Raw genomic sequence first — 23,020 nt, 5'->3', positions numbered from 1 at the left:
AAACGCGATGCCTAAAGTGGCGGATTATTTCGCCACTTGAAGGCTATACCGATGACAAGTCCCACGATTGATGCTGCGACGCGGCCTGTTCAGGCTGAGCAGAGCCCCCATGCGCGGGTGATCAGCGACAACACACCGGACTGGTACACCGATGCGCTGGACTCGCGCAAAACCGAACTGGGGGCGTTGGCCCTGCGCATCCCCGATTGGTACAAAAAGGCGTCGACCACTGCGCGCGACCGCATGAGGGCGGTCCACCTGCGCAGCCGGACGTCATTGAACCAACTCGATCAGATGTTCAGTGACCTCAAGGGGCCGGCAGAATACGCCGAGCCGTTGCTGACGGCAGCGATCGAAAAACAGTTCGGGCAACGGCTGGACACCAGAACCGTGTTCTATGCCCGCAAGATGGAACAGAAAGAGTGTGAACCTGGCCCCCGGGAGCTCCCGACCACCCACGCCAGTACCTTGGCCCCGCAGTTCTACTTCTACCGAGGTATCAGCCTGCTGGAAGCGGCGCTGAACAACTTTACCTCGGACGAAGCCAGCGAGCCGGTTTGCACGGATTGCCACCTGATTACCTATTACAATTTTTATAAGTATCCCTCGACCAAGGTGCATTCCCCCGGCAACGTCCAGTCACTTCCGCTGCGTATCAAGGCGCATGAGTTTGCGAAACTGTGTCGGGACCTGGACCTGGGGAGCTCCTACTACGAGTACGTACGCACCTTTATCAACAACCAGATTCGGATAACCACCACACCGGCTGGGATTGGCAAGCTTTACAGCACCCTGATCACCAGCCATCGGAACCAGTTGAAACTGGCCGCCGAGATCGCCTTGATGAAGGGTGACATCGGAACTGATCACCATCAGGTGATCAATGATCTGCTGATTGACCAGGTGAAGAGCAAGTGGCAAGGAGAGGCGGTCAAGTGTTCGCCGTTGCGATTACTCAACGTTGTGATCGAGAACATCCTGATCATCGGGCCGGTTGTGTGGCGGGCAAATGTGAGGAATGCAGAGCTCGTGCCCTTGCCGTGCTTGATCTATATCCCTGGCGATCCACTTCATCCGCTCAAGGTCTATGACCATATCGCGGCCTTTACCGACCACCTGACGACGCGACTGTGTCGGCTCGAATACCGCAAGTTCTTCAGCCAGTTCGTGCCGCTTGCCGATCAGGATGCATTCTTCACGCAACTGAAGGCGTTGCTGGACCCCGGCGCGCTGTATGCCCACGACCAGGATTTTGCCCCGGCACAGAAAAGCCGCATCCACCGCCAGGGCACCTACGCGCCACCGTGGCACGATGCCTGGATGGACTGCGCGATGCAGCGAATACGGCTGATCATGAGCAATGCCAGCACCAGCGTGGTGGCAACCCAGGATGTCGACGATCGTGTGTTCAACGCCTGGCTCTGGTCGTTTGGTAGTGCAGCCCTGGATATTCTCAACCTTGCCGCTTTTGTGGTGCCGTTCCTGGGCGAGGTGATGCTGGTCGTCGCCGCTGTGCAGGTGGTGTATGAAATAGGCGAAGGCATTGATGCCTGGTCCCACGACGACGCCCAAGCGGTCTGGGCACACTTTTCAGCAGTGGGCTTGAATCTGGCAGGTCTGGCGGTGCCCAAAGTGCTGGTGGCCGCCAAAGACACGGCGTTCATCAAGCGCCTGGCGCATATAGAACTCGGCGGGCACCCGCGTTTGTATGATTTCAACCCAAGCCGCTATGTGCACCGAATCGCGTTGCCCGAAGGGCAGCGGCCGAACGCGCAAGGCCTGTACGCCCATGAAACTGGCCTGTACCTGCCGACGCAGGACGGTGGTCACTACAAGGTCCAGGCCAGCGGCACTGATAATGAGTTCAGGCTGCTGCACCCTGAAGGCGATTCCCGATATGCGCCACGCCTGCGCCACAACGGCGAGGGCGCCTGGGTGCATGAGTTCGAAGACCCTTTGAGGTGGGATCGCAAGACCCTGTTGCGCCGCATGGGGCATACCGTCGATCGCCTGAGCGATAGCCAGCTTGAGCAAGCCAGGGCGATCAGTGGTGTGACAGATGATGAGTTGCGTCGGGTATTTATCGAGCATCGAGCGCCTGCGCCGCTGTTCAAGGACATGCTCCGGCGGTTCGAATGCGCGAACAGGTATCAAGCATTTATCGACCAATTAACGCACCCTAATCCTGAGGTTTTCAGCCAGGTCGATTGGTACACACAAGTACAGTTGTTGGTCGAGTGTGGGATGTGGCCCGAGTCGCGTGTGTTGGTGGCGCTCGATGAAGAGGGTAATCAAGTGTGGTGTTCAGCCGACCCGAGTGATTCAACCTCGACGGTCACGCTCGGACATGAAGAGCTGGCCAATGGTCGCCTTTTTCCATCATTCAGGGAGCAGTTGACGGAACCTGAGATTCGCCACCTGTTGGGCGAGAAGGCGATGACACAAGAGGCAATATCAAACCTGTTCGTAAGGACACGAGACGTTTCGTCCGACCCACCTGCATCTTCTGGCGAAACACTTGCAGGTGACGATGAAGAGGCTGATTCGCTGATGCAATATTTGCGTACTCCCTTCGCCAGGGTGATGCGCTACCGGGACTGCTTGCTGGAAGCGGCGTACAGCACCAAAGGCGAGCTGTTCAATCGCGAGATAGCCGCCGGTGATGTATCCAGTGACGCCAATGTTCAATTGATTCAGCGTGACTTTCCAAGTCTGCCCAAACTGGTCGCCGAAGAAATAGTCAGCCATGCCAACAGTCAGGAGTTGGCCAGCCTGCAGTCCCACTCACGTTTGCCGTTGCGCCTGGCCGAGGAAGCGCGTGTTTACGTGCAGAAAGCACGTGTCATGCGGGCACATGCCGATCTTTTATTCGACACCCCACTCACGGTGGACGGCGTACGCCTGGCCCTGCACAAGATGGCTTCCCTGCCCGAACTTCTGGAGGGGGTCGCCCTGGAGCTGCGCAGCGGGACTTACGACGGCCCATTACTGGACCGCGTAGGCGATTTGGACGCCCCCCGGCAACTGCGTCTTTTCCACTCTGACCTGAAGGAGTGGAGACTCTACAACGGTCCGGAAAAAACAGAGTATTGGCGCAGTGACAAGGATGCTTTCTTTAATGCGCTCTGGATGGCGAGCAGTGGCAAGTTCACACGGTGGGCTGAGTTCAATAGGGCTGCGCAACATTTAAAGGTGCGGCTAGCGCAACAGCCGTTGAGTGAGCCGGCGAGCCGGCGTGCACTGGGCTTGCAAGCGATCAAGCCTGGCTTCAAGTCACCCATGCGTTTGGCTGACGGGCGAGTCGGGTATCCGCTCAGCCCGGTGGGTGGCGCGGCTGAGCGACCATTGGCCTGTAAGCGGGCGGCGATGTCAGCCTATCCCTCCAAATCCATGGAAGAAGTCGAGGCAATGCTGGGGTTGGGGGACGCAAGCGATGCTGTACTGCTGGAGAAACTGACCCAGCTTGAAGCGGAGTTTGTCGAGCTGGACAAGGCGCTGATCACTTGGCAGCGGGAAGGTGGGGTGGGCTACGCAAGCGCCAGGCGCAGAGTGTCGGGCACCCTCAAAGCCGCCTGGCGCCGAACGGGGGCTCAGGCGTTGGCGGGGGACGGTACGCCAATCGGCTATGCACTTGACCTGTCGGATGAGGCGATCGGTGAGCTGCCAGCGATTACCGCAAATATGGATCACGTGGGCAGACTGGTGTTACGACGAATGGCACTGTCGGACAGTTCACTGCCGTTTCTGAAGGCATTCGGTGGTTTGCGCTGGCTGAACATGAGCGACAACCACCTCACGCAACTACCGGAATTCGCCAATGGCGGGGCAGGGCTGACGAAGCTCAACTTGAGTAGAAATGATATCCAGCTGACCGAACCGAGCCGTCTGCGCCTTGAAGGTATGCAGAGTTTGAAGATTCTCAAACTGGCAGACAATCGTCGCCTGGGTTGGCAGGCCGACCTGCGCCGCCTGCGCCATTTGAACCAGCTTTATCTGGCGGGCACCGACACCACCACCTTTCCCGTCGGCGCCGAGCAACTGCCCAACCTGGCCCGCATCGATCTGCATTCAAACCGGATCACTACCTTACCCGAGTACGCCTACCAGCATCTTGAGCGCATCAATGTGCATGACAATCCCTTGTCGGCCGCTACGGTTGCCCGACTGGGTGAGCCTTTCAATCCGGTGCAGTGGGGTGAGCACATCACTGTGGACGAGGCACGTGGCTTGTGGCTGGAGGGAATGCCACCCGAGGAGTTGGCGCGGCGTGGAGATGTCTGGGATGAACTGAAAGGCAGCCCTGAGTCTGCGGCGTTTTTTACTGTCGTGGCCGATATCACCCGCAGTGCCGAGTACGCCAGCCAAGTGGCCCGTCCGGTATTGGCCGAGCGGGTGTGGGACATGCTGGAGGCCGCGAGCGAAAGCCAGGACATTCGTGAGGCGTTGTTTACAGCCGCCGATGATCGGGTGACCTGTGGGGACGGCACGTCGGTCGAGTTCATGAACCTTGAGAGTGAGTTGATGGGAGCAAGGGCACTTGCGCTGGCAGGCACGGAAAATGCCGAGGGGGCATTGATTGGCACGGCTAGAAAATTGTTTCGTTTAATGCTGGTAGACGCCATTGCGCTACGGGATGTTGCGGCGAGAGGGCCAGGGTTCACCGAGCAGGTTGAAGTCGTACTGGCCTATCGGACGCGACTTGCAGACCGACTGGCGTTGCCGGTCAAATCCCGCGAGATGTTGTTTCCCCAGCAGGCTGATGTGGCCGAGACAACGCTCAATGCGGCTTACGAACAGGTGCTCAGGGACGAACGCAACCCCGCTGATGAGGAAGCCTTTTTTGTCGGACGCCCATTCTGGGAGAAACACCTTCGTGCACGCTACCTTCAGGCGCTCAACGCGCTGATGGGGCCGGAGCTTGAGCCGATCAATGAGAAAGTTGATGCATTGTTCGAACTCTCAGAGCTGGAACGTCAGCAGGACGCAAGCCCTGAGTGGCAGACCACCCACGACGAGGCGGCCGACCGCCTGGCGGGCCTGTTGGGCAAGCGCAGGGATGGAATCCTGGTGAATGGCTCGATGCAAAGTGCGTTCTACCGGCGAGAGCTCGATCAGGGGGTGGCCGAACGGTATGCGCTGGAGCAAAGATCCCTGAAAGTGTTGACGCGAAGGGTACTGAACAACTTCGCGGCAACAGACGGAACATCGCTCTAAACGGTTAGTGCAGACAGCACAAAGGGGACCCGAGGGTCCCCTTTAATTTGTCGTTGCGTGCTCTTTTTTTATTATTGAGGGGCGGTCTATTGTTGTTTTTGGCAACCGTTACCCTTTACCGCTGTTTTTGGCGACCCCCATCCGGGGTCAAGAGCAAACGTATTTTTTTGAGCGCTGATCTGCTTCTTCGTTAACGATCCAACCAGTGGGTAGCTACCTGAGGTAGTTTTATTTTTCTCTAACCGGTTGCGGGTTTCGGCACGCCGTACCCTGCGAAGCACATCTTCTCCAAAAAAATCTGTTAGCTGCGTCTCTGCCGTGTTGTTTTTGTTATGTCAGAGTCGTTTCGTCTTATTTTTATTAGGTTTGGCGCTTTTTATTCTTGTTATGCCATAGAGATAGCAGAAGCCGTGCCAACTTTTAAAAATCCTTTAAAATCAATGGTTTGATTTTTATGTAGGATTTGGCCTGCAGAAAATACGACAAAATATGTTCCCGTGTTACTCGATGTGTAGGCGTGCGGTAACACATTGTCACGGCTAAGCGACTCAACCGGCGTTACGCGCCTTGGCTACGCGTGACCCTGTCGGCCGGCCCAGCACGTTGCTGATTTGCTGGCCCGCGCCAATCAATGCCTCCAGGTCGATACCCGTCTCGATACCCAGGCCGTTGAGCAGGTACAGCACATCTTCTGTGGCGACGTTACCGCTGGCGCCCTTGGCGTATGGGCAGCCGCCGAGGCCCGCGATAGAGCTGTCGAACACCGTGATTCCTTCCAGCAGGCTGGCGTAGATGTTTGCGATGGCCTGGCCATAGGTGTCATGGAAGTGCCCGGCCAATTTCTCTCGAGGCACCTGCGCGCCGACCACCTCGAACAGCCGCCGCGTGGCGCCCGCCGTACCGGTGCCGATGGTGTCACCCAGGGACACCTCGTAGCAGCCCATGGCGTACAACTCCCGCGCGACTGTTGCCACTTGTTCCGGTGCGATCTGGCCTTCGTACGGGCAACCCAACACGCACGACACATAACCTCGCACGCTGATCCCATGTTGCTTGGCCGCCGCCATGATCGGTGCGAATCGCTCCAGGCTTTCGCTGATGGAGCAGTTTATGTTGCGCTGGGAAAACGCCTCGGAAGCCGCCGCAAACACCGCCACTTCCTTTACGCCCGCCGCCAGCGCGTCCTCAAAACCACGCAGGTTCGGCGCCAGCGCGCCATAGGTGACGCCGGGTGTGCGCTGGATCTGGGCAAACACCTCGGCGGAGCCGGCCATCTGCGGCACCCACTTGGGCGATACAAAACTGCCGACTTCGATATAGCTCAAGCCCGCCGCGCTGAGGGCGTCCACCAACCGGACCTTGTCGGCCACGCTGATGGGTTGGGCTTCATTCTGCAAACCGTCGCGCGGGCCGACTTCCACCAGGCGCACGTGTGTGGGGAGGGACATGGCGGTTACCTTCTGATCAATGGCCAGCCTGGCGCAGGGTGTGGGCCAGGGCCTGGGTGCAGCGCTCTTCGGCGGTGTCCAGTTCCAGCTTCATCTGTTCGATATCCAGCAGTTGCTGTTCCAGCTGCTCACGGCGCTCGGCGATTTTTGCCAGCATGCTATTGAGTTGCACGTGGTTGCCGCTGGTGGGGTCGTAGAGTTCGATGAGTTCACGGCATTCGGCCAGGGAGAAACCGATGCGCTTGCCCCGCAGGATCAGCTTGAGGCTGACCTTGTCCCGCGCCGAGTAGATGCGCTCCTGGCCCCGACGTTCCGGGGCCAGCAGGCCTTGTTCTTCGTAGAAGCGAATGGCGCGGGTGGTGATGTCGAGCTCGCGGGCGAGGTCGGAGATGCTGTAGGTGGTGCTCATGGATGTGCCCGAGAAAATGTCTTGGGTGCTAAGCTAATGGCTGGTTGACGTTAACGTCAAGGCTCGCATCTTTTGTGGTGAGCGGGCTTACCCCACAACAAGCCCATTCACCACAGGTCAAGCCTGCTTGCCATCCAGTTTCTTCTCATGAGCCGTCACCTGCTGGCACAACTCGATCATCTGCTCGCGCATCCAGCGGTTCGCCGGGTCCTGGTCGGTGCTTTCGTGCCAGTACAGGTGGGTTTCCACCGGCGGCACGTCGTTGACCGGCAGGTTGAACCAATGCAATTCGTGGCGGCGGGCGAAGCGCTCGGGCACGGTCATGACCATGTCGGTCTGCTGCAAAACCTGCGACGCCATCAAATAATGCTGGGAACGCAGGGCGATCTTGCGCTGCAGGCCCATCTTGCCCAGCGCCAGGTCCACATGGCCCAGGCCGTTACGGCGGCTGGAGATATGGATGTGCGTCAGCCCCAGGTAATCATCCAGAGTCAGCTTGTCCTTGCCTGCCAGCGGGTGGCCCTTGCGCATGGCGCACACGTAGCGGTCTTCCATCAGCTTGACGTGGCGCACCTGCGGGTCGGTGTTAAGTGGTGCATCCACGGCAAAGTCCAGGCGCCCGGCGGCCAGCTCCTTGGTGGTTTCGCGGCGTTTGGACAGGAAACTCTCGATCACCACCGTGGGCGCCAGGCGGCGCAGGCGCTGGAACAGCAGCGGTAGGATCACCGCTTCGGTGAGGTCGGTCATGCTGATGCGGTAGGTCTTGGCCGCCTGCTGCGGGTTGAAGATGCGGCTCTCTTGCACCGACACCCGCAGCAACGACAACGCATTGCGCACCGGCCCGATGATGTTCTGCGCCATCGGCGTGGGCACCATGCCTTGGGCGGTGCGCACGAACAGCGGGTCGTTGAAGGTTTCCCGAAGACGTGCCAGAGCGTTGGACACCGCCGGCTGGGTGATGCCGACAATCTGCCCGGCGCGGGTCAGGTTGGCTTCGGTGTAGATCGCGTCAAAGACGATAAACAGGTTGAGGTCGACCTTGCTCAGATTCATTTCGTAGCGCTCTTATTGTTAGGTGGCCATACGTCGATCATATATCGGTGATGAATGTTAATACACGCCGAGAATAGGCTAGGTAAATTATCAGCGCTGTTCTAGCATCGATTGCATGACCTAAACAACCTCTCAGAGAAGGGAGCTGCTCATGGATTTCGCCTATTCGCCCAAGGTTCAGGAACTGCGTGAACGCGTCACTGCGTTCATGGACGCTTACGTTTACCCGGCCGAGCCGGTGTTCGAACGCCAGGTCAGCGAAGGCGACCGCTGGCAGCCCACCGCAATCATGGAAGAGCTGAAGGCCAAGGCTAAAGCCGAAGGCCTGTGGAACCTGTTCCTGCCGGAATCCGAGCTGGGCGCCGGCCTGACCAACCTTGAATACGCGCCGCTGGCTGAAATCATGGGCCGTTCGCTGTTGGGCCCGGAGCCGTTCAACTGCTCCGCCCCCGATACCGGCAACATGGAAGTGCTGGTGCGCTACGCCAACGAAGAACAGAAACAACGCTGGTTGCAGCCACTGCTGCGCGGCGAGATCCGCTCCGCGTTCGCCATGACCGAGCCGGATGTGGCGTCTTCGGACGCTACCAACATGGCCGCCCGCGCCGAGCGCCAGGGCGACGAGTGGGTGATCAATGGCAAGAAGTGGTGGACCTCCGGCGCCTGCGACCCGCGCTGCAAGATCCTGATCTTCATGGGCCTGAGCAACCCGGACGCACCGCGCCACCAGCAGCACTCGATGATCCTGGTGCCGGTGGACACCCCCGGCGTGAAGATCGTGCGCCCACTGCCGGTGTTCGGCTATGACGATGCGCCCCACGGCCATGCCGAAGTGCTATTCGACAATGTGCGCGTACCGTATGAAAACGTGCTGCTGGGTGAGGGTCGTGGCTTTGAAATCGCCCAAGGGCGCCTTGGCCCTGGCCGTATCCACCACTGCATGCGCTCTGTCGGCATGGCCGAGCGCGCGCTGGAATTGATGTGCAAACGTTCCGTCAGCCGGACTGCATTCGGCAAGCCGTTGGCGCGGCTGGGCGGCAATATCGACAAAATCGCTGACTCGCGCATGGAAATCGACATGGCGCGCCTGCTGACCTTGAAGGCGGCGTACATGATGGACACCGTGGGTAACAAAGTCGCGAAAAGCGAAATCGCCCAGATCAAGGTGGTCGCGCCGAATGTGGCCTTGAAGGTGATCGACCGTGCGATCCAGATCCATGGCGGTGCGGGTGTTTCCAATGACTTCCCGCTGGCCTATATGTACGCCATGCAACGTACCTTGCGCCTGGCCGATGGCCCGGATGAAGTGCACCGGGCGGCGATCGGCAAGTTCGAGATTGGCAAATATGTGCCTAAAGAACTGATGCGCAGCGGGCAATAAACAGCAATAGGTGGGGAGGTTGGGTATTCAATATACCCAAACCTCCACCCGCCGATTCTTGATCCGCCCTTCATCCGCCGTATTCGCCGCCACCGGCATCTGCGCGCCAAACCCGCGGATATCGCGCAGCACCACGCCGTTCTTGACCAATTCCCGGCGCACCGCCATTGCCCGCAACTTTGACAGCAACGCTGCCCGCTGCGGATCGTTCTTGGCATCACCAAAGCCCACCAGCGTCACCTGCTTGTCCAGCTTGTTGTGGCTTTTGAGGTACGCCACCACCCGCTGCAAATCCTGGCGGGCCTTGTTGTCCAGGCTGGCGCTGCCTTCCTCGAAACGAAAATTCACCGTCAGGCGCTGGGCATCCCGCGCAATCGTTTGATAGTCCGCAGGCATCGACGTACGTGGCTCCACGGCCATCGCCTGCACCTGCTGGGCGATAAAGCCATTGGCGGCCACGATTGCCTGGCCTTTGCTGCTCTGGCTGAAGTCCACCAACGCCTTGGCCCAGGGATTGCGACTCGATGGCGGCCAGTAAAAGAACAGCCGACGTGACAGTGGATAATCCTCGGTCGCAATCAGGCTGTTCAACGGCAACATGGGTTGCGAGTCGCCATCCACAATTGCCACCGCCTTGGCCTGGCGGACGTAGGGCAGGCCGATAAAGCCAATGCCCTGGGGATCCTGGCTCACCGCGTCGGACAATTGCTCGCTGGACTCGAAACGCTTGGCGCCCGGCGCGAGCGGCTTGCCACGCAGGCGCAGTACCAGTTCCTTGAAGGTGTCGTAGGTGCCGGATTGGTCATCTCGCGCATACAGATGAATCGGCCCGCCGACGCCACCCAGCGCCTCCCAGGTGCTGACTTCGCCATTGAAGATCTGCGCCAGTTGCTCGGTATTCAGGGTGTTCAGCGGATTTTGCGGGTGGAGGATGATGGCCAGGCCATCGATGGCGATCACCTGTTCGGCTTCGGGGCTTTTCAGGTCGCCAAGGGGTTCGAGGTCGACCAGTTCGCTGTCCTTGATCGGACGTGACGAGGCCGCCAGGTCGGCTGTGGTTTTTTTCAGTGCACTGAACCCCGTGCTGGAGCCATGCGCGGCGACTTCGATGATCACCGTCTTGCCTTGGCGCGTCTTGCCGATCACGCGCTGTTCATTGGCACCCTCGGCCGGTTCGCTGTGCACCGCCAGCAACCCCTGATGCTCCATCAAGCCCTTGACCAATGCCGGGCCAAGCGCTGCGCCAATGGTATTGGAGCCTTGGATACGCAAGGCAGGACCTTGATCAGGAACCGGGAGGGGAGCGGACACAGCGACGAGGGGAAACAGCACCAGCAGGAACAGAACGCGCAGCCTCATGCCGGCACCTTCTCAAGCCAAAGGGAGTGCCGCGAGAATAAGTCAGGCAGGTTGCATAAATATGACGGGGCCGAGGGTTCGGCCCCGTCAGGGGATCAGCTCAGTTCCAGCCAGATCGGCGCATGGTCCGACGGCTTTTCCAGGCCGCGTAATTCGTAGTCCACCCCGGCATCCTTGACCCGCGACAGCAGGCCGTTGGAGGCCAGGATCACGTCGATGCGCAGGCCACGCTTGGGTTCGTCCTCAAAGCCACGGCTGCGGTAGTCGAACCAGCTGAAGCGGTCTGCAACCTCTGGGTTGAGGTGACGGAAGCTGTCCACCAGACCCCAGTTCTTCAGGCGGGCCATCCACTCGCGTTCTTCCGGCAGGAAGCTGCATTTGCCGGTCTTGAGCCAGCGCTTGGCGTTGTCGGCACCGATGCCGATATCGATGTCTTCCGGGGAAATGTTGATGTCGCCCATCACCACCAGCGCCTGGTCATTGCTGAACTGGCTTTCCAGCAACTGTTGCAGGTCTTCGTAGAAGCGCTGTTTGGCCGGAAACTTGGTGGGGTGGTCGCGGCTTTCGCCCTGGGGGAAGTAACCGTTCATGATGGTGACCGGTTGGCCGTTCTCATCGGCGAAGGTGCCCCAGATAAACCGGCGCTGGGCGTCTTCTTCGTCGCTGGCGAAGCCTTTGTGCAGGCTCAACGCCGGCTGGCGCGAGAGCAGGGCCACACCGTAGTGACCTTTTTGGCCGTGGTAGTACACGTGATAGCCAAGGGCCTGTACTTCGGCCAGTGGGAACTGGTCATCGTGGACCTTGGTTTCTTGCAGGCCGATCACGTCGGGCTGGTGCTTTTCAATCAGCGCCGCCAGCTGATGAGGGCGGGCGCGCAGCCCGTTGATATTGAAGGAGACGATTTTCATGGTCGGCAGTCCAGTCCTGGCAAAAGGGCGATGCTAGCGGACAAGTCGGACGGGGGCCAGCGTGGCGGTAGGGCAGTTGCACTGCTAATGTCTGGGAACGACTGATGCTGTGTAGGTTCGTACCCATAAGAACGCTGCCTTTTGAGCCGCGCCCAGGGAGATTGACGGTATGCCGGACACTTCAACTGCAACTGCTGAAATTCGCCTGCTCAACAGCGGCTATTCCCGCGAAGCCCGTTCCTTGCTGTACCAGGCTTATCGGCATGAGCCGACGTTTGCCTACATCTTCGAAGCCGAGCGTCCTGGCTATGAACAGCGGGTACGCGCCACCGTGCGTGAGCTGGTCAAGCAGCACTTCTTTCAGAAACTGCCGGCCATTGGTCTGTTCGTCAACGACCGGCTGATCGGCATCGCTTTGATCGCGCCACCGCAGCGGCGCCTGGGGATTACCGAAAGCTGGGCCTGGCAACTGCGCATGTGGTTGAGCACGGGCGTGCGCGGTACGCGACGTTACCTCGACTACCATCACGCCGTGCTGGCGTGCCTGCCCAGTGAGTCGGTGCATGTGCTGCCGTTGCTGGGCATTCACCCGCAATTCCAGGGCAAACACTACGGCGAGCAGTTGCTGGAGGCCGTGCACAACTGGTGCGCCGAAGACCCGCATTCGTCTGGCGTGGTGCTGGACACGGGCAACTCACGCTATCTGGAGTTCTATAAGCGTCAGGGCTATGAGGAAATCGGTGAAGTCGCTGTAGGACCTGTCCTGGAGCATGTGTTTTTTCACCCCAATCCCCAGTCGTTACATGCTGCAACGGCTTAGTACAGAATTATTCAGACATTTCCGAGTTCAAAGAGGCTCCCCAGGTCGTGTAGCATCCGCGCCTATGAAGTTTCCAGGAAGATTTACCAGCGGCTTGATTCTGCTGTTCACAAGCTGCGGCGCCTTGGCGCAAAGCGAACTGGACGTGCGGATCAAACCCTTAAACGACGCGTTGAAAGCCAACATCGAAGGCTATATCGGCGGGGTGGGCGATCGTGATGAAGAGGCCTTGCTGCGGTTCAGCCGTGGCGCCGAGGAGCAGGCGCGCAAAGCTGCCCAGGCCCTAGGCTTCTATCAACCACAGATCGAGAGTGACGTGAAGGGCGGCAAGAACCCGCGCCTGATCCTCACCATCGACCCCGGCGAGCCGGTGTATTTGCGTAACGTGACCATTCGGGTCGACGGCCAGGCCGCCGACCTCAAGGCCTTTCGCGTGCCCGTCAGCAACGACCTCAAATCCGGCGCCGTGCTCAATCACGGCCATTACGAAGACGCCAAGCGTCTGATCCAGAACCAGGCCTCACGCTACGGCTTTTTCAGCGGGCGCTTCACCAGCCAGAAACTCGCGGTCGACCCGCAAGCTGGCGTCGCCGATATCGAACTCATCTACGACAGCGGCCCGCGCTACACCCTTGGCAAAGTCAGCTTTGCTGGCGATACGCCATTTGACGAAGACCTGCTGCAACGCATGGTGCCGTTCAAAAGCGGCACGCCCTACGACTCCGAACTGATCGCCGAACTCAACCAGAACCTGCAAGGCAGTGGTTTTTTCGAAGGTGTGCGCGTGGACGCAGCACCGGCCGCTTCGACCAATGACATCATTCCCGTGGCCGTGCGCCTGGAGACCCGCAAGCCGCGCACCATGGGGCTTGGCCTGGGGTTTTCAACCGACGTCGGCCCGCGCGGCAAAGCCAACTGGACCCGTCACTGGGTCAACCCCCAGGGCCACAGTTATGGCTGGGAAGCCGAGCTGTCGGCGCCCCGACAGAACGTCGGCCTGTGGTACGACATCCCGCTCGATCCGCCGCTCACCGATAAGCTACGTTTTGCGGGTGGCTACCAGAACGAAGAAATCGCCAACACTGATACGGTCAGTAAATTGCTGACTCTCGGCCCTGAATGGCACAGCAAGTTGCCCAGCGGCTGGACCCGGGTGATTTCGCTCAAGTACCAGCGCGAAGAATACCGTTTGGGCAATGACTCAGGCCTGAGTAACCTGGTGATGCCGGGCGTCAGCTATTCCTACCTGCGCAGTGATAACCGCATCGACCCCCACAACGGCTACCGCCTGCAATTCGACACCAAGGTCGCCAAAGAAGGCCTGGGTTCCGATACCAACCTGCTTTATGGCACGGCCATGGTCAAAGGCCTGACCACCTTGTGGGACAACCACCGTTTCCTGGCCCGCGCCCAGGTGGGCGGCAGTGCCACCAACGGTTACAAATCGGTGCCGCCGTCGCTGCGCTTCTTTGCCGGTGGTGATCAGAGTGTGCGGGGCTACGAGTACCAGACGCTGTCGCCCGAGAACGACCGCGGTGATCGCATTGGTGGCCGTTACATGGTGGCCCTGAGCGCTGAGTATCAATACTCCATCGCCGAGAAATGGCGGATCGCAACCTTTATCGACCAGGGCAACTCATTCAATACCCTGGAAATGCCCAGCCTCAAAACCGGCGTCGGTGTGGGTATCCGCTGGGTTTCGCCGGTCGGCCCGATCCGCCTCGACCTGGCCCATGCCCTCGAAGATCCGGGCGGCATTCGATTGCACTTTTCCATGGGGCCTGAGCTGTGATGCGTGGTGTGAAAATAGCGGGGCTGGCCGTGGTGGCCATCCTTGCCGTGCTGTTGTTGGCACTGTGGACGGTGCTCGGCACCCAGGCGGGCAGCCGCTGGGCGTTGGGCCGTGTACCGGGTTTGACGGTAGAAAATTTCCAGGGGCATCTGGGTGGCCAATGGAGCGCCGACCATTTGTTGTGGCAGCAGGACAGCAGCCGCGTCGAACTCAAGGCCCCCACCTTTGATTGGTCGCCAGCATGCCTGTTGCGCATGACACTGTGCATCAATCAACTGGATGTGGAACAGGTCAGCCTGCAATTTCCACCGAGCACCGAAGAAAGCAGCGGTCCGATCCAACTGCCGGATTTGAAACTGCCGCTAGCCATCCAGCTGGGCGACGTTCGCGTTGGTAGCCTTCTGTTTAATGGCAGCGAAGAACTCAAGGGGCTTCAACTCGCGGCGCATTGGACGGCGGCCGGCATGCAGATCGACTCGGTACACCTGCAACGGGATGACCTGGTGCTGGACCTCGCCGGCCTGCTGCAACCCACCGGCGACTGGCCATTGAGCGTCACCGGTAACCTGAGCCTGCCCTACGCACCGGGCGGCGCAGCGTGGAAGGTGGCGCTCAAGGTTGATGGCGACCTGCTCAAAACCCTCAAACTCGACGCCGACAGTACGGGCTACCTACCAGCCAAGCTCACCGGCAAACTGCAACCCCTTGCGGAAAACCTTCCAGCCCAGGTGCACATCACCGCAGACGGTTTCAAACCCAGCGCCGATCTGCCCGACACCCTGCAACTCAACCAGCTTGACCTCACCGCCAAAGGCGACTTGAGCCGCGGCTACCAACTGCTGGGCAAGGCCGTGCTGCCTGCGGAAAAAGGTCCGGTGGACTTGCTGCTGCAAGGTCGGGTCGACGCCAAGGGCGCGCAGATCGCCGGCCTGGACCTGAATGCCGGTGACAAACAAAGCCTCAAGCTGACGGCCCAATTGGATTGGCAACAGGGCTTCAGCGCCGACGCCAAGATTGACTGGCTGGACTTCCCTTGGCATCGCCTCTACCCAGTGATCGACGAGCCGCAAGTCGCGCTGCGTACTTTCAATGGTGAGATTTCCTACAAGGACGGCAACTACTTGGGCAACCTCAAGGCCGACCTCGACGGCCCGGCGGGCAAGTTCAATGTGGTCACGCCATTCAGTGGCGACCTCAAGCAAATCTTCCTGCCAGAACTCAAACTCACCGCCGGCCAAGGCAAGGCCGAAGGCCACCTGAACCTGCAATTCGCCGACGGCATTGCCTGGGACACCGAGCTGGACCTGTCGGCACTGAACCCGGCGTATTGGGTCGCAGAACTGCCGGGCACCCTGGCCGGGCCACTACGTAGCAAGGGCGAGTTCAAGCACGAGCAACTCAAGCTGAACGCCGACCTCGACCTCAAGGGCCGCCTGCGTGGGCAAACCGCTGTGTTGGCGGTCAAGGCGCAAGGCGCGGGCGAGCAGTGGACGCTGGCCAACCTGGATATCCGCCTGGGAGACAACCGCATCAATGGCAGCGGCAGCCTGCAACAGCGCCTGGCCGGGCAGATCGATATCAAGCTGGCGCGCCTGGCCCAGCTCTGGCCGCAATTGCGCGGGCAGGTCAACGGTCGACTCGACGTGGCCGGCAGCCTCAACGCCCCCCAGGGCAAGCTCGCTCTCAAGGGCCAGCAACTGGCATTTGCCGACAACCGCCTGCAAAACCTCACCCTCGACGCCAACCTCGACAGTGCCCAGCGCGCCAAGATCGACCTGAAAGGCAGCGGCATTCAATCCGGCGACACTCAGGTGGGCACCCTGACCGCCAGCGCCCAGGGCGATGTCAAGAACCAGAAGGTCCAACTGGACCTGGCCGGGCCGCTGGTCAAGCTCGCCCTGGCGTTGGACGGCAACCTCGACAAAGGCAACTGGCGCGGGCGCCTGGCCAGTGGCGATGTCCAAGCCGGTGGCCAGGACTGGAAGCTGCAAGCTCCGGCGAAGATCGAACGCATGGCCGATGGCAAGCTGACATTTGCTGCGCACTGCTGGGTGTCCGGCCCGGCCAGCCTGTGCGGCGAAGACCAGCGCCTGATGCCTGAGCCAAAGCTGCGTTACCACCTCAAGCAATTCCCCATCGACAGCCTGGCGGCGTTTTTGCCCAAGGATTTCGCCTGGCAGGGCAAGCTCAACGCCGACTTGCAACTGGACCTGCCCGACAGCGGCCCTAAAGGCGTGGTCGCGGTGGATGCCAGTGGTGGCACTTTGCGCGTGAAGGACAAGGACCAATGGCTGGACTTCCCCTACGACACGTTCAAGTTGGAAACCACCCTCAATCCCAAGCGTATCGACACGCAGCTGAATTTCCGTGGCGGCAAGCTTGGCGAATTGATGGTGCAGGCGCAGATCAACCCGCTGCCGAAGAACAAGCCGATCACCGGCAACTTCAGCCTGGTCGGCCTCGATCTCGCCGTGGCGCGGCCGTTTGTGCCGATGGTGGAAACCCTCAGCGGCAAGCTCAATGGCAACGGGCGCATCTCCGGTGGCCTGTTGGCACCCCAGGTCAACGGCAACGTGAACCTGGTGGGCGGCGAGATTTCCGGTCCGGAACTGCCGATCAGCCTGGAAGGTTTGAACGTGCAGGCGCTGATCGCCGGTGAAAGCGTGCAACTCAACGGTGGCTGGCGCAGTGGCAAGGCCGGGCAGGGTAGCCTCAAGGGCCAGATCGACTGGGGCCAGGCGCTGGCGGTGGACCTCAGCCTGCAAGGCTCGCAACTGCCGGTCACGGTGGAACCCTACGCCGTGCTGGAAGTGGCGCCCGACCTGAAAATCAGCCTGAAGAACGACAAGCTGGCCATCGCTGGCAAAGTGCACATTCCGCGCGGCGATATCACCGTACGCGAACTGCCGCCGTCCACCGTCAAGGTCTCGGATGACACCGTGATCATCGGCAGCCAGACCGAGGAGGGCAAGCCGCCGATGGCGATGGCCATGGACATCGACGTGGTGGTGGGTGAAGACAAGCTCAACTTCTCAGGCTTCGGCCTCACCGCCAAGGTGCAGGGCCAGGTGCATATCGGTGACAACATGGACACCCGTGGCGAGCTGTGGCTCAACGATGGGCGTTACCGCGCCTACGGCCAGAAGCTGGATGTGCGCCGTGCGCGGTTGCTGTTTGCCGGGCCGTTGGACCAGCCGTACCTGGACATTGAAGCGATCCGCAAGACCGACGATGTGATCGCCGGTATCCGCCTGAGCGGCAGCGCCGAACAGCCCACTACGCAGATCTTCTCGGAGCCGGCCATGAGCCAGGAGCAGGCGCTGTCGTACCTGGTGCTGGGGCGTCCGCTGAGCACCACCGGTGAAGATAACAACATGTTGGCCCAGGCCGCGTTGGGCTTGGGTTTGATGGGCAGCGCCGGGGTGACGTCGGACCTGGCGAAGAACCTGGGTATCCAGGACTTCGAACTCGACACCCAGGGCAGCGGCAACAACACCGCCGTGGTGGCCAGCGGCAAGATCACCGAGAAACTAAGCCTGCGGTATGGGGTAGGGGTGTTCGAACCGGCCAGTACGATCGCCTTGCGCTACTTGTTGAGCAAGAAGGTGTATCTGGAAGTGGCCAGTGGGGTGGCCAGTTCCCTGGATATCTTCTACAAACGCGATTTCTAAACCTTACTCGGTAAAAAATGTAGGAGCGGGCTTGCTCGCGAATGCGGTACATCAGTCATAAATTCCTTGACTGACACACCGCATTCGCGAGCAAGCCCGCTCCCACATTTGCTTGGATTCAAAACCGCTCATCGCGCAATTACCAAGCAAGCTAATAATTCCATTTGACATTCGCTGCCTAAGCAGTAACATCTTGTCATACATTCACTGCCTAGGCAGTAATAAGGTGACTTCCGATGTCTCACTTCACTCCTGACAGTTTTCGCAACTGTCATCTTGGCTTGCTTCTGGGCCGGGCGGCGCTGCTCAAGGACCGCATTATCGACACCCATATGGAGCCGCACGGTGTAACCGCCGCGCAGTTCAAGGTGTTGATCATCATTGCCCAGTTCGACGTCGACACCCCGGCGGAGCTGTGCCGCAACCTGTCCCTGGACAGCGGCTCCATGACCCGCATGCTCGACCGCCTGGAACAGAAGGGTCTGCTGGCGCGCCAGCGTTCCGAGCAGGACCGGCGCCAGGTGCGGCTGGTGCTCACCGAAGACGGCCAGCGCCTGGCGGACATGTTGCCGCACATCGGCGCGCAGTCGATGAACGAACTGGCCGGCGCCCTGGAGCCCGGCGAGTTGCAGACCCTGGAACGGATTCTCAAGAAAATTCTGGTAGCTGCCGGTGACGCCATCGTCATCCAGCGGGTAGGTAATGAATGAACAGACGCGCACTTAGCCTGGTGCTGGTGGCCATGAGCATGGCCGGTTGCGCCAACTACAGCGGCCTCGATACCCAAGGCAAACGGCTCGACGCTGGCACCCTGCAAACCGGCAAGACGTTGAGCGGCGTGACCCTGTCGAGCGCGGCCTGGCCCAGCGCCGATTGGTGGAAAAGCCTGGGCGACCCACAGCTTGACGGCCTGATCCAGGAAGCCCTGCAAAACAGCCCTGACATGCAAGTCGCCAGCGCGCTTGCCCATCAGGCTGAAGCCGCTGCCTATGCCGCCAACGCCGAGCGCATGCCGACCCTGGATGCCAGCGCCGGTGTGACACGCTCGCGCCTGGCCAAAGACCAGGACCCACGGGGCGAAGGCGATGCCTATTCCACCGTGCGCAACATCGGCGCCAGCTTCAACTACAACTTCGACCTCTGGGGTGGCCAGCGGGCCGCCTGGGAAGCGGCGTTGGGCGAAGCGCGTGCCGCCCAGGTCGATCAACAGGCCGCGCGCCTGACCCTGGCCGCGAACGTAGCCAAGGCCTACAGCGATCTGGGCCAGGCCCATATCGTGCGGGACTTGGCCAACGACGACCTCAAGCGCACCCGGCAGATGCTTGACCTGGGCCAGCGCCGCCTGAACTCGGGCATCGACAGCCACTATCAGTACCAGCAGACCGAAAGCCTGGAAGCCAGCTCGCAGTCGCAACTGATCGACGCGGAAAAACAGCTGCAAAGCGCCAAGATCGCCCTGGCAGTGTTGCTCGGCAAAGGCCCGGACCGTGGCAGTGAACTGGCTCGGCCCAATGTGCTGAAACCCAGCGCTGTCGCCGTGCCCTCGGTGCTGCCCGCCGAGCTGCTGGGCCGTCGCCCAGACCTGATCGCCGCGCGCTGGCGCGTCGAAGCAGCCGGCAAGAATATCGATGCGAGCAAGACCCGCTTCTACCCCAACCTCAACCTGAGCGCGAGCGCCGGGGCCGAGTCGTTGCTGGGGGATGCGATGTTCGGTTCGGCCAGCCGCTTCTTCAATATTGCGCCGACGATCTCGCTGCCGATCTTTGACGGCGGTCGCCTGCGCGCCGACCTCGATGCCCGTGACGCCGACTACGACCTGGCGGTGGCGCAGTACAACAAGACCCTGGTGCAAGCCCTGGGCGATATCGGCAACACCCTTTCACAACTGCGCGACACCGGCCGGCAGATCCAGGCCCAGCAACATGCCGCGGACATTGCCCAGCAGTCCTACGACACCGGTGTGCAGCGCTACAGCTCCGGCATCGGCAACTACCTGGATGTGCTCAGCATCGAGCAGCAATTGCTGCAGGCCCAGCGTCAGCTGGCGACGCTGAATGCCGCGCAGATCGATCTGTCGATTCAATTGATGCAGGCCCTGGGTGGCGGATACGACGCCAGGAACATGGCCGCGACCACCCCCGCCCGCTCGGAATAATTTGAGGTATTTGTCATGGCCACTGCCGAAAACACCCACGCAACTGAACAACCCCAGGACAACAACCCGCGCAAACGCAAAGTGATGCTGATCGGCCTGGCGCTGATCGTCATCCTGGCGGTGGTGGGCGTGTGGGGCTGGTACGAACTCTACGGCCGCTTCAACGAGAGCACCGACGATGCCTATGTGAATGGCAACGTGGTGGAAATCACCCCGCTGGTCACCGGCACCGTGGTCAGCATCGGCGCCGACGATGGCGACTTGGTCCACGAAGGCCAGGTGCTGGTCAACTTCGACCCGAACGACGCCGCCGTCGGCCTGCAAAGTGCCCAGGCCAACCTGGCCCGCACCGTGCGCCAGGTACGCGGCCTGTACAGCAACGTCGACGGTATGAAAGCCCAGGTCAACGCACAGAAAGCCGATGTGCAAACCGCCCAGGACAACTTCAACCGTCGTAAAACCCTGGCCCAGGGCGGGGCGATTTCCCAGGAAGAACTGTCCCACGCCCGTGACAGCCTGACCGCGGCGAAAAACGCGCTGACCAACCTTGAGCAGCAACTGAAAACCACCAACGCATTGGTGGATGACACCGTGATCTCGTCCCATCCGGACGTGCAGGCCGCCGCCGCGCAATTGCGCCAGGCCTACCTGACCAATGCGCGCAGCACCTTGATTGCACCGGTCACCGGGTACGTGGCCAAGCGCACCGTGCAACTGGGCCAGCGTGTGCAACCGGGCACCGCGTTGATGGCGGTGATCCCGCTGAACCAGCTGTGGATCGACGCCAACTTCAAGGAAACCCAGCTGCGCGACATGCGTATCGGCCAGCCGGTGGACATTGAGTCGGACATCTACGGCAGCGACGTGAAATTCAGCGGCACCATCGACAGCCTCGGTGCGGGCACGGGCAGCGCATTTGCCCTGCTGCCGGCACAGAACGCCACCGGTAACTGGATCAAGATCGTGCAACGGGTGCCGGTGCGCATCCATATCAACGCCGATGAGCTGGCCAAGCACCCGCTGCGCGTGGGCTTGAGCACCCTGGTCAACGTCGATTTGCACGACCAGAGCGGCCCGGTCCTGGCGCAACAGGCGCCGCAGAAAGCGTCGTTCACCACCAACGTGTATGACCGCCAACTGGCTGAAGCCGACGCCATGATCACCCAGTTGATCCATGACAACAGCCTCGCCGCGCCCAAGGCTGTGCAACGCTGATGAGCAATAACGCCTCCTTCACGCCACCCAGCCTGTTGATGGCCACTATTGGCCTGTCGCTGGCGACCTTTATGCAGGTGCTCGACACCACCATCGCCAACGTGGCGTTGCCGACCATTTCCGGCAACCTTGGCGTGAGTTCGGAGCAGGGCACCTGGGTCATCACCTCGTTTGCGGTGAGCAACGCGATTGCCTTGCCGCTGACCGGCTGGCTGAGCCGCCGCTTTGGCGAGGTGAAGCTGTTCCTGTGGGCGACCATCCTGTTTGTGCTGGCTTCGTTCCTCTGCGGTATTTCCACCTCGATGCCCGAGCTGATCGGCTTTCGGGTGCTGCAAGGCTTAGTCGCCGGGCCGTTGTACCCGATGACCCAGACCCTGCTGATCGCGGTCTATCCCCCAGCGAGGCGTGGCATGGCCCTGGCGTTGCTCGCGATGGTCACGGTGGTGGCACCGATTGCCGGGCCGATCCTCGGCGGCTGGATTACAGACAGCTACAGCTGGCCGTGGATCTTCTTCATCAACGTACCGATCGGCATTTTTGCGGTGATGGTGGTGCGTTCCCAACTGAAGAAACGCCCCGTGGTCACCAGCCATCAGCCGATGGACTACGTGGGGTTGTTGAGCCTCATCGTCGGCGTCGGCGCGTTGCAGATCATCCTCGACAAAGGCAATGACCTGGACTGGTTCGAATCCAACTTCATCATCATCGGTGCGGCGATTTCGGTGATTGCCCTGGCGGTGTTCATCATCTGGGAACTCACCGACAAACACCCGGTGGTCAACCTGAAGCTGTTCGCCTACCGCAACTTCCGCATCGGCACCATTGTGCTGATCCTGGGTTACGCGGGCTTCTTCGGGATCAACCTGATCCTGCCGCAATGGCTGCAGACCCAGATGGGCTACACCGCCACCTGGGCGGGGTTGGCGGTAGCACCGATCGGGATTCTGCCGGTGTTGATGTCGCCGTTCGTGGGCAAGTACGCGCACAAGTTCGACCTGCGCCTGCTGGCGGGCCTGGCGTTCCTGGCGATTGGCCTGAGCTGCTTCATGCGCGCCGGCTTCACCAATGAAGTGGACTTCCAGCACATCGCCCTGGTGCAGCTGTTCATGGGCATTGGCGTGGCGCTGTTCTTCATGCCGACCCTGAGCATCCTGATGTCCGACCTGCCGCCGCACCAGATTGCCGATGGCGCTGGCCTGGCCACCTTCCTGCGGACATTGGGCGGTAGTTTTGCGGCGTCGCTGACCACCTGGATCTGGATCCGCCGGGCGGACCAGCACCATGCTTACATGAGCGAAAACATGACCACCTACGACTCCGCCACCCGCGATGCCTTGCAGGCACTGGGCGGGGCAGGGCAGAAGGCCTACACGCAGCTGGATCAGATTCTCACCAGCCAGGCGTACATGATGTCCACCGTGGACTACTTCACGTTGCTGGGGTGGATGTTCATGGGGTTGATGTTGCTGGTGTGGTTGGCGAAGCCGCCGTTTACCGCGAAAGCGGGGCCAGCAGCTTCCGGCCACTAACTGGGAGGTTAACCCTGCTTTTTTGTGGTGAGCGGGCTTGCCCGCGCGAGGCAAGCTCGCTCACCA

Annotated in this window: 14 protein-coding genes; 9 read left to right on the top strand and 5 right to left on the bottom strand. The window is 60.6% G+C overall.

The genetic code is table 11. The features are described from left to right. Positions 1 to 51 precede the first annotated feature (51 nt). Positions 52 to 5,214 carry an NEL-type E3 ubiquitin ligase domain-containing protein gene (locus tag HX823_RS15160; protein WP_177075329.1) on the top strand — a complete coding sequence of 1,721 codons (5,163 nt, stop codon included), beginning with the start codon at positions 52 to 54 and terminating at the stop codon, positions 5,212 to 5,214. A 548-nt stretch (positions 5,215 to 5,762) separates the two neighbouring features. Here the strand turns inward: HX823_RS15160 and HX823_RS15155 are convergent. From HX823_RS15155 to HX823_RS15145, 3 genes are all read right to left on the bottom strand, one after another. Then, complete coding sequence (locus HX823_RS15155; RefSeq protein ID WP_177075328.1) at positions 5,763 to 6,662, bottom strand: hydroxymethylglutaryl-CoA lyase; 900 nt, start codon at positions 6,660 to 6,662, stop codon at positions 5,763 to 5,765. 16 nt (positions 6,663 to 6,678) lie between these two features. Beyond that, positions 6,679 to 7,071: a MerR family DNA-binding transcriptional regulator gene (locus tag HX823_RS15150; protein WP_038844104.1), complete on the bottom strand. Its 393-nt coding sequence runs from the start codon at positions 7,069 to 7,071 to the stop codon at positions 6,679 to 6,681. 117 nt (positions 7,072 to 7,188) lie between these two features. Next, positions 7,189 to 8,124 (bottom strand): LysR family transcriptional regulator, encoded by a 936-nt coding sequence (locus HX823_RS15145; protein ID WP_016974062.1) that lies wholly within the window; start codon positions 8,122 to 8,124, stop codon positions 7,189 to 7,191. Between the two features lie 151 nt (positions 8,125 to 8,275). On the opposite strand from HX823_RS15145, the gene HX823_RS15140 reads away from it, so the two are divergent. Then, positions 8,276 to 9,505, top strand: a complete 1,230-nt coding sequence (locus HX823_RS15140; RefSeq protein ID WP_033903227.1) for an acyl-CoA dehydrogenase — start codon at positions 8,276 to 8,278, stop codon at positions 9,503 to 9,505. A gap of 27 nt (positions 9,506 to 9,532) precedes the next feature. On the opposite strand, the gene HX823_RS15135 is transcribed toward HX823_RS15140, so the two are convergent. Both HX823_RS15135 and xthA read right to left on the bottom strand, forming a co-directional pair. Continuing rightward, complete coding sequence (locus HX823_RS15135) at positions 9,533 to 10,864, bottom strand: substrate-binding domain-containing protein (RefSeq protein WP_177075327.1); 1,332 nt, start codon at positions 10,862 to 10,864, stop codon at positions 9,533 to 9,535. Between the two features lie 95 nt (positions 10,865 to 10,959). Next, entirely contained in the window at positions 10,960 to 11,772 is an 813-nt protein-coding gene (xthA, locus tag HX823_RS15130; RefSeq protein ID WP_016977422.1) for an exodeoxyribonuclease III, read from the bottom strand. A 169-nt stretch (positions 11,773 to 11,941) separates the two neighbouring features. On the opposite strand from xthA, the gene HX823_RS15125 reads away from it, so the two are divergent. The 7 genes from HX823_RS15125 (at position 11,942) to HX823_RS15095 (ending at position 22,954) form a co-directional block, all read left to right on the top strand. Continuing rightward, a complete protein-coding gene (locus tag HX823_RS15125; protein ID WP_016977423.1) occupies positions 11,942 to 12,592 on the top strand; it encodes an N-acetyltransferase in 651 nt (216 codons plus the stop codon). A gap of 64 nt (positions 12,593 to 12,656) precedes the next feature. Continuing rightward, complete coding sequence (locus HX823_RS15120; protein WP_177075326.1) at positions 12,657 to 14,384, top strand: autotransporter assembly complex family protein; 1,728 nt, start codon at positions 12,657 to 12,659, stop codon at positions 14,382 to 14,384. Next, the gene (locus HX823_RS15115; protein WP_177075325.1) at positions 14,384 to 18,055 is read left to right on the top strand and encodes a translocation/assembly module TamB domain-containing protein; all 3,672 of its coding nucleotides are present in this window, start codon (positions 14,384 to 14,386) and stop codon (positions 18,053 to 18,055) included. Before HX823_RS15120 ends, HX823_RS15115 begins: the two co-directional genes overlap by 1 nt. A gap of 236 nt (positions 18,056 to 18,291) precedes the next feature. Next, the gene (locus HX823_RS15110; protein WP_016977433.1) at positions 18,292 to 18,765 is read left to right on the top strand and encodes a MarR family winged helix-turn-helix transcriptional regulator; all 474 of its coding nucleotides are present in this window, start codon (positions 18,292 to 18,294) and stop codon (positions 18,763 to 18,765) included. Next, complete coding sequence (locus tag HX823_RS15105; RefSeq protein WP_177075324.1) at positions 18,762 to 20,210, top strand: efflux transporter outer membrane subunit; 1,449 nt, start codon at positions 18,762 to 18,764, stop codon at positions 20,208 to 20,210. The genes HX823_RS15110 and HX823_RS15105 overlap by 4 nt, the downstream gene beginning before the upstream one ends. Positions 20,211 to 20,225: 15 nt before the next feature. Beyond that, on the top strand, positions 20,226 to 21,425 hold the full coding sequence (locus tag HX823_RS15100; protein ID WP_038849492.1) for an efflux RND transporter periplasmic adaptor subunit: 1,200 nt from the start codon (positions 20,226 to 20,228) through the stop codon (positions 21,423 to 21,425). After that, a complete protein-coding gene (locus HX823_RS15095; RefSeq protein WP_038849489.1) occupies positions 21,425 to 22,954 on the top strand; it encodes a DHA2 family efflux MFS transporter permease subunit in 1,530 nt (509 codons plus the stop codon). The genes HX823_RS15100 and HX823_RS15095 overlap by 1 nt, the downstream gene beginning before the upstream one ends. Positions 22,955 to 23,020 lie beyond the last annotated feature (66 nt).

It is taken from the genome of Pseudomonas sp. P7759 (genome assembly GCF_013386445.1).
Classification (GTDB): Bacteria; Pseudomonadota; Gammaproteobacteria; order Pseudomonadales; family Pseudomonadaceae; genus Aquipseudomonas; species Aquipseudomonas azotoformans_A.
Note: the sequence above shows the minus strand (reverse complement) of the source record. Positions and strands in the feature narration are given on the sequence as shown.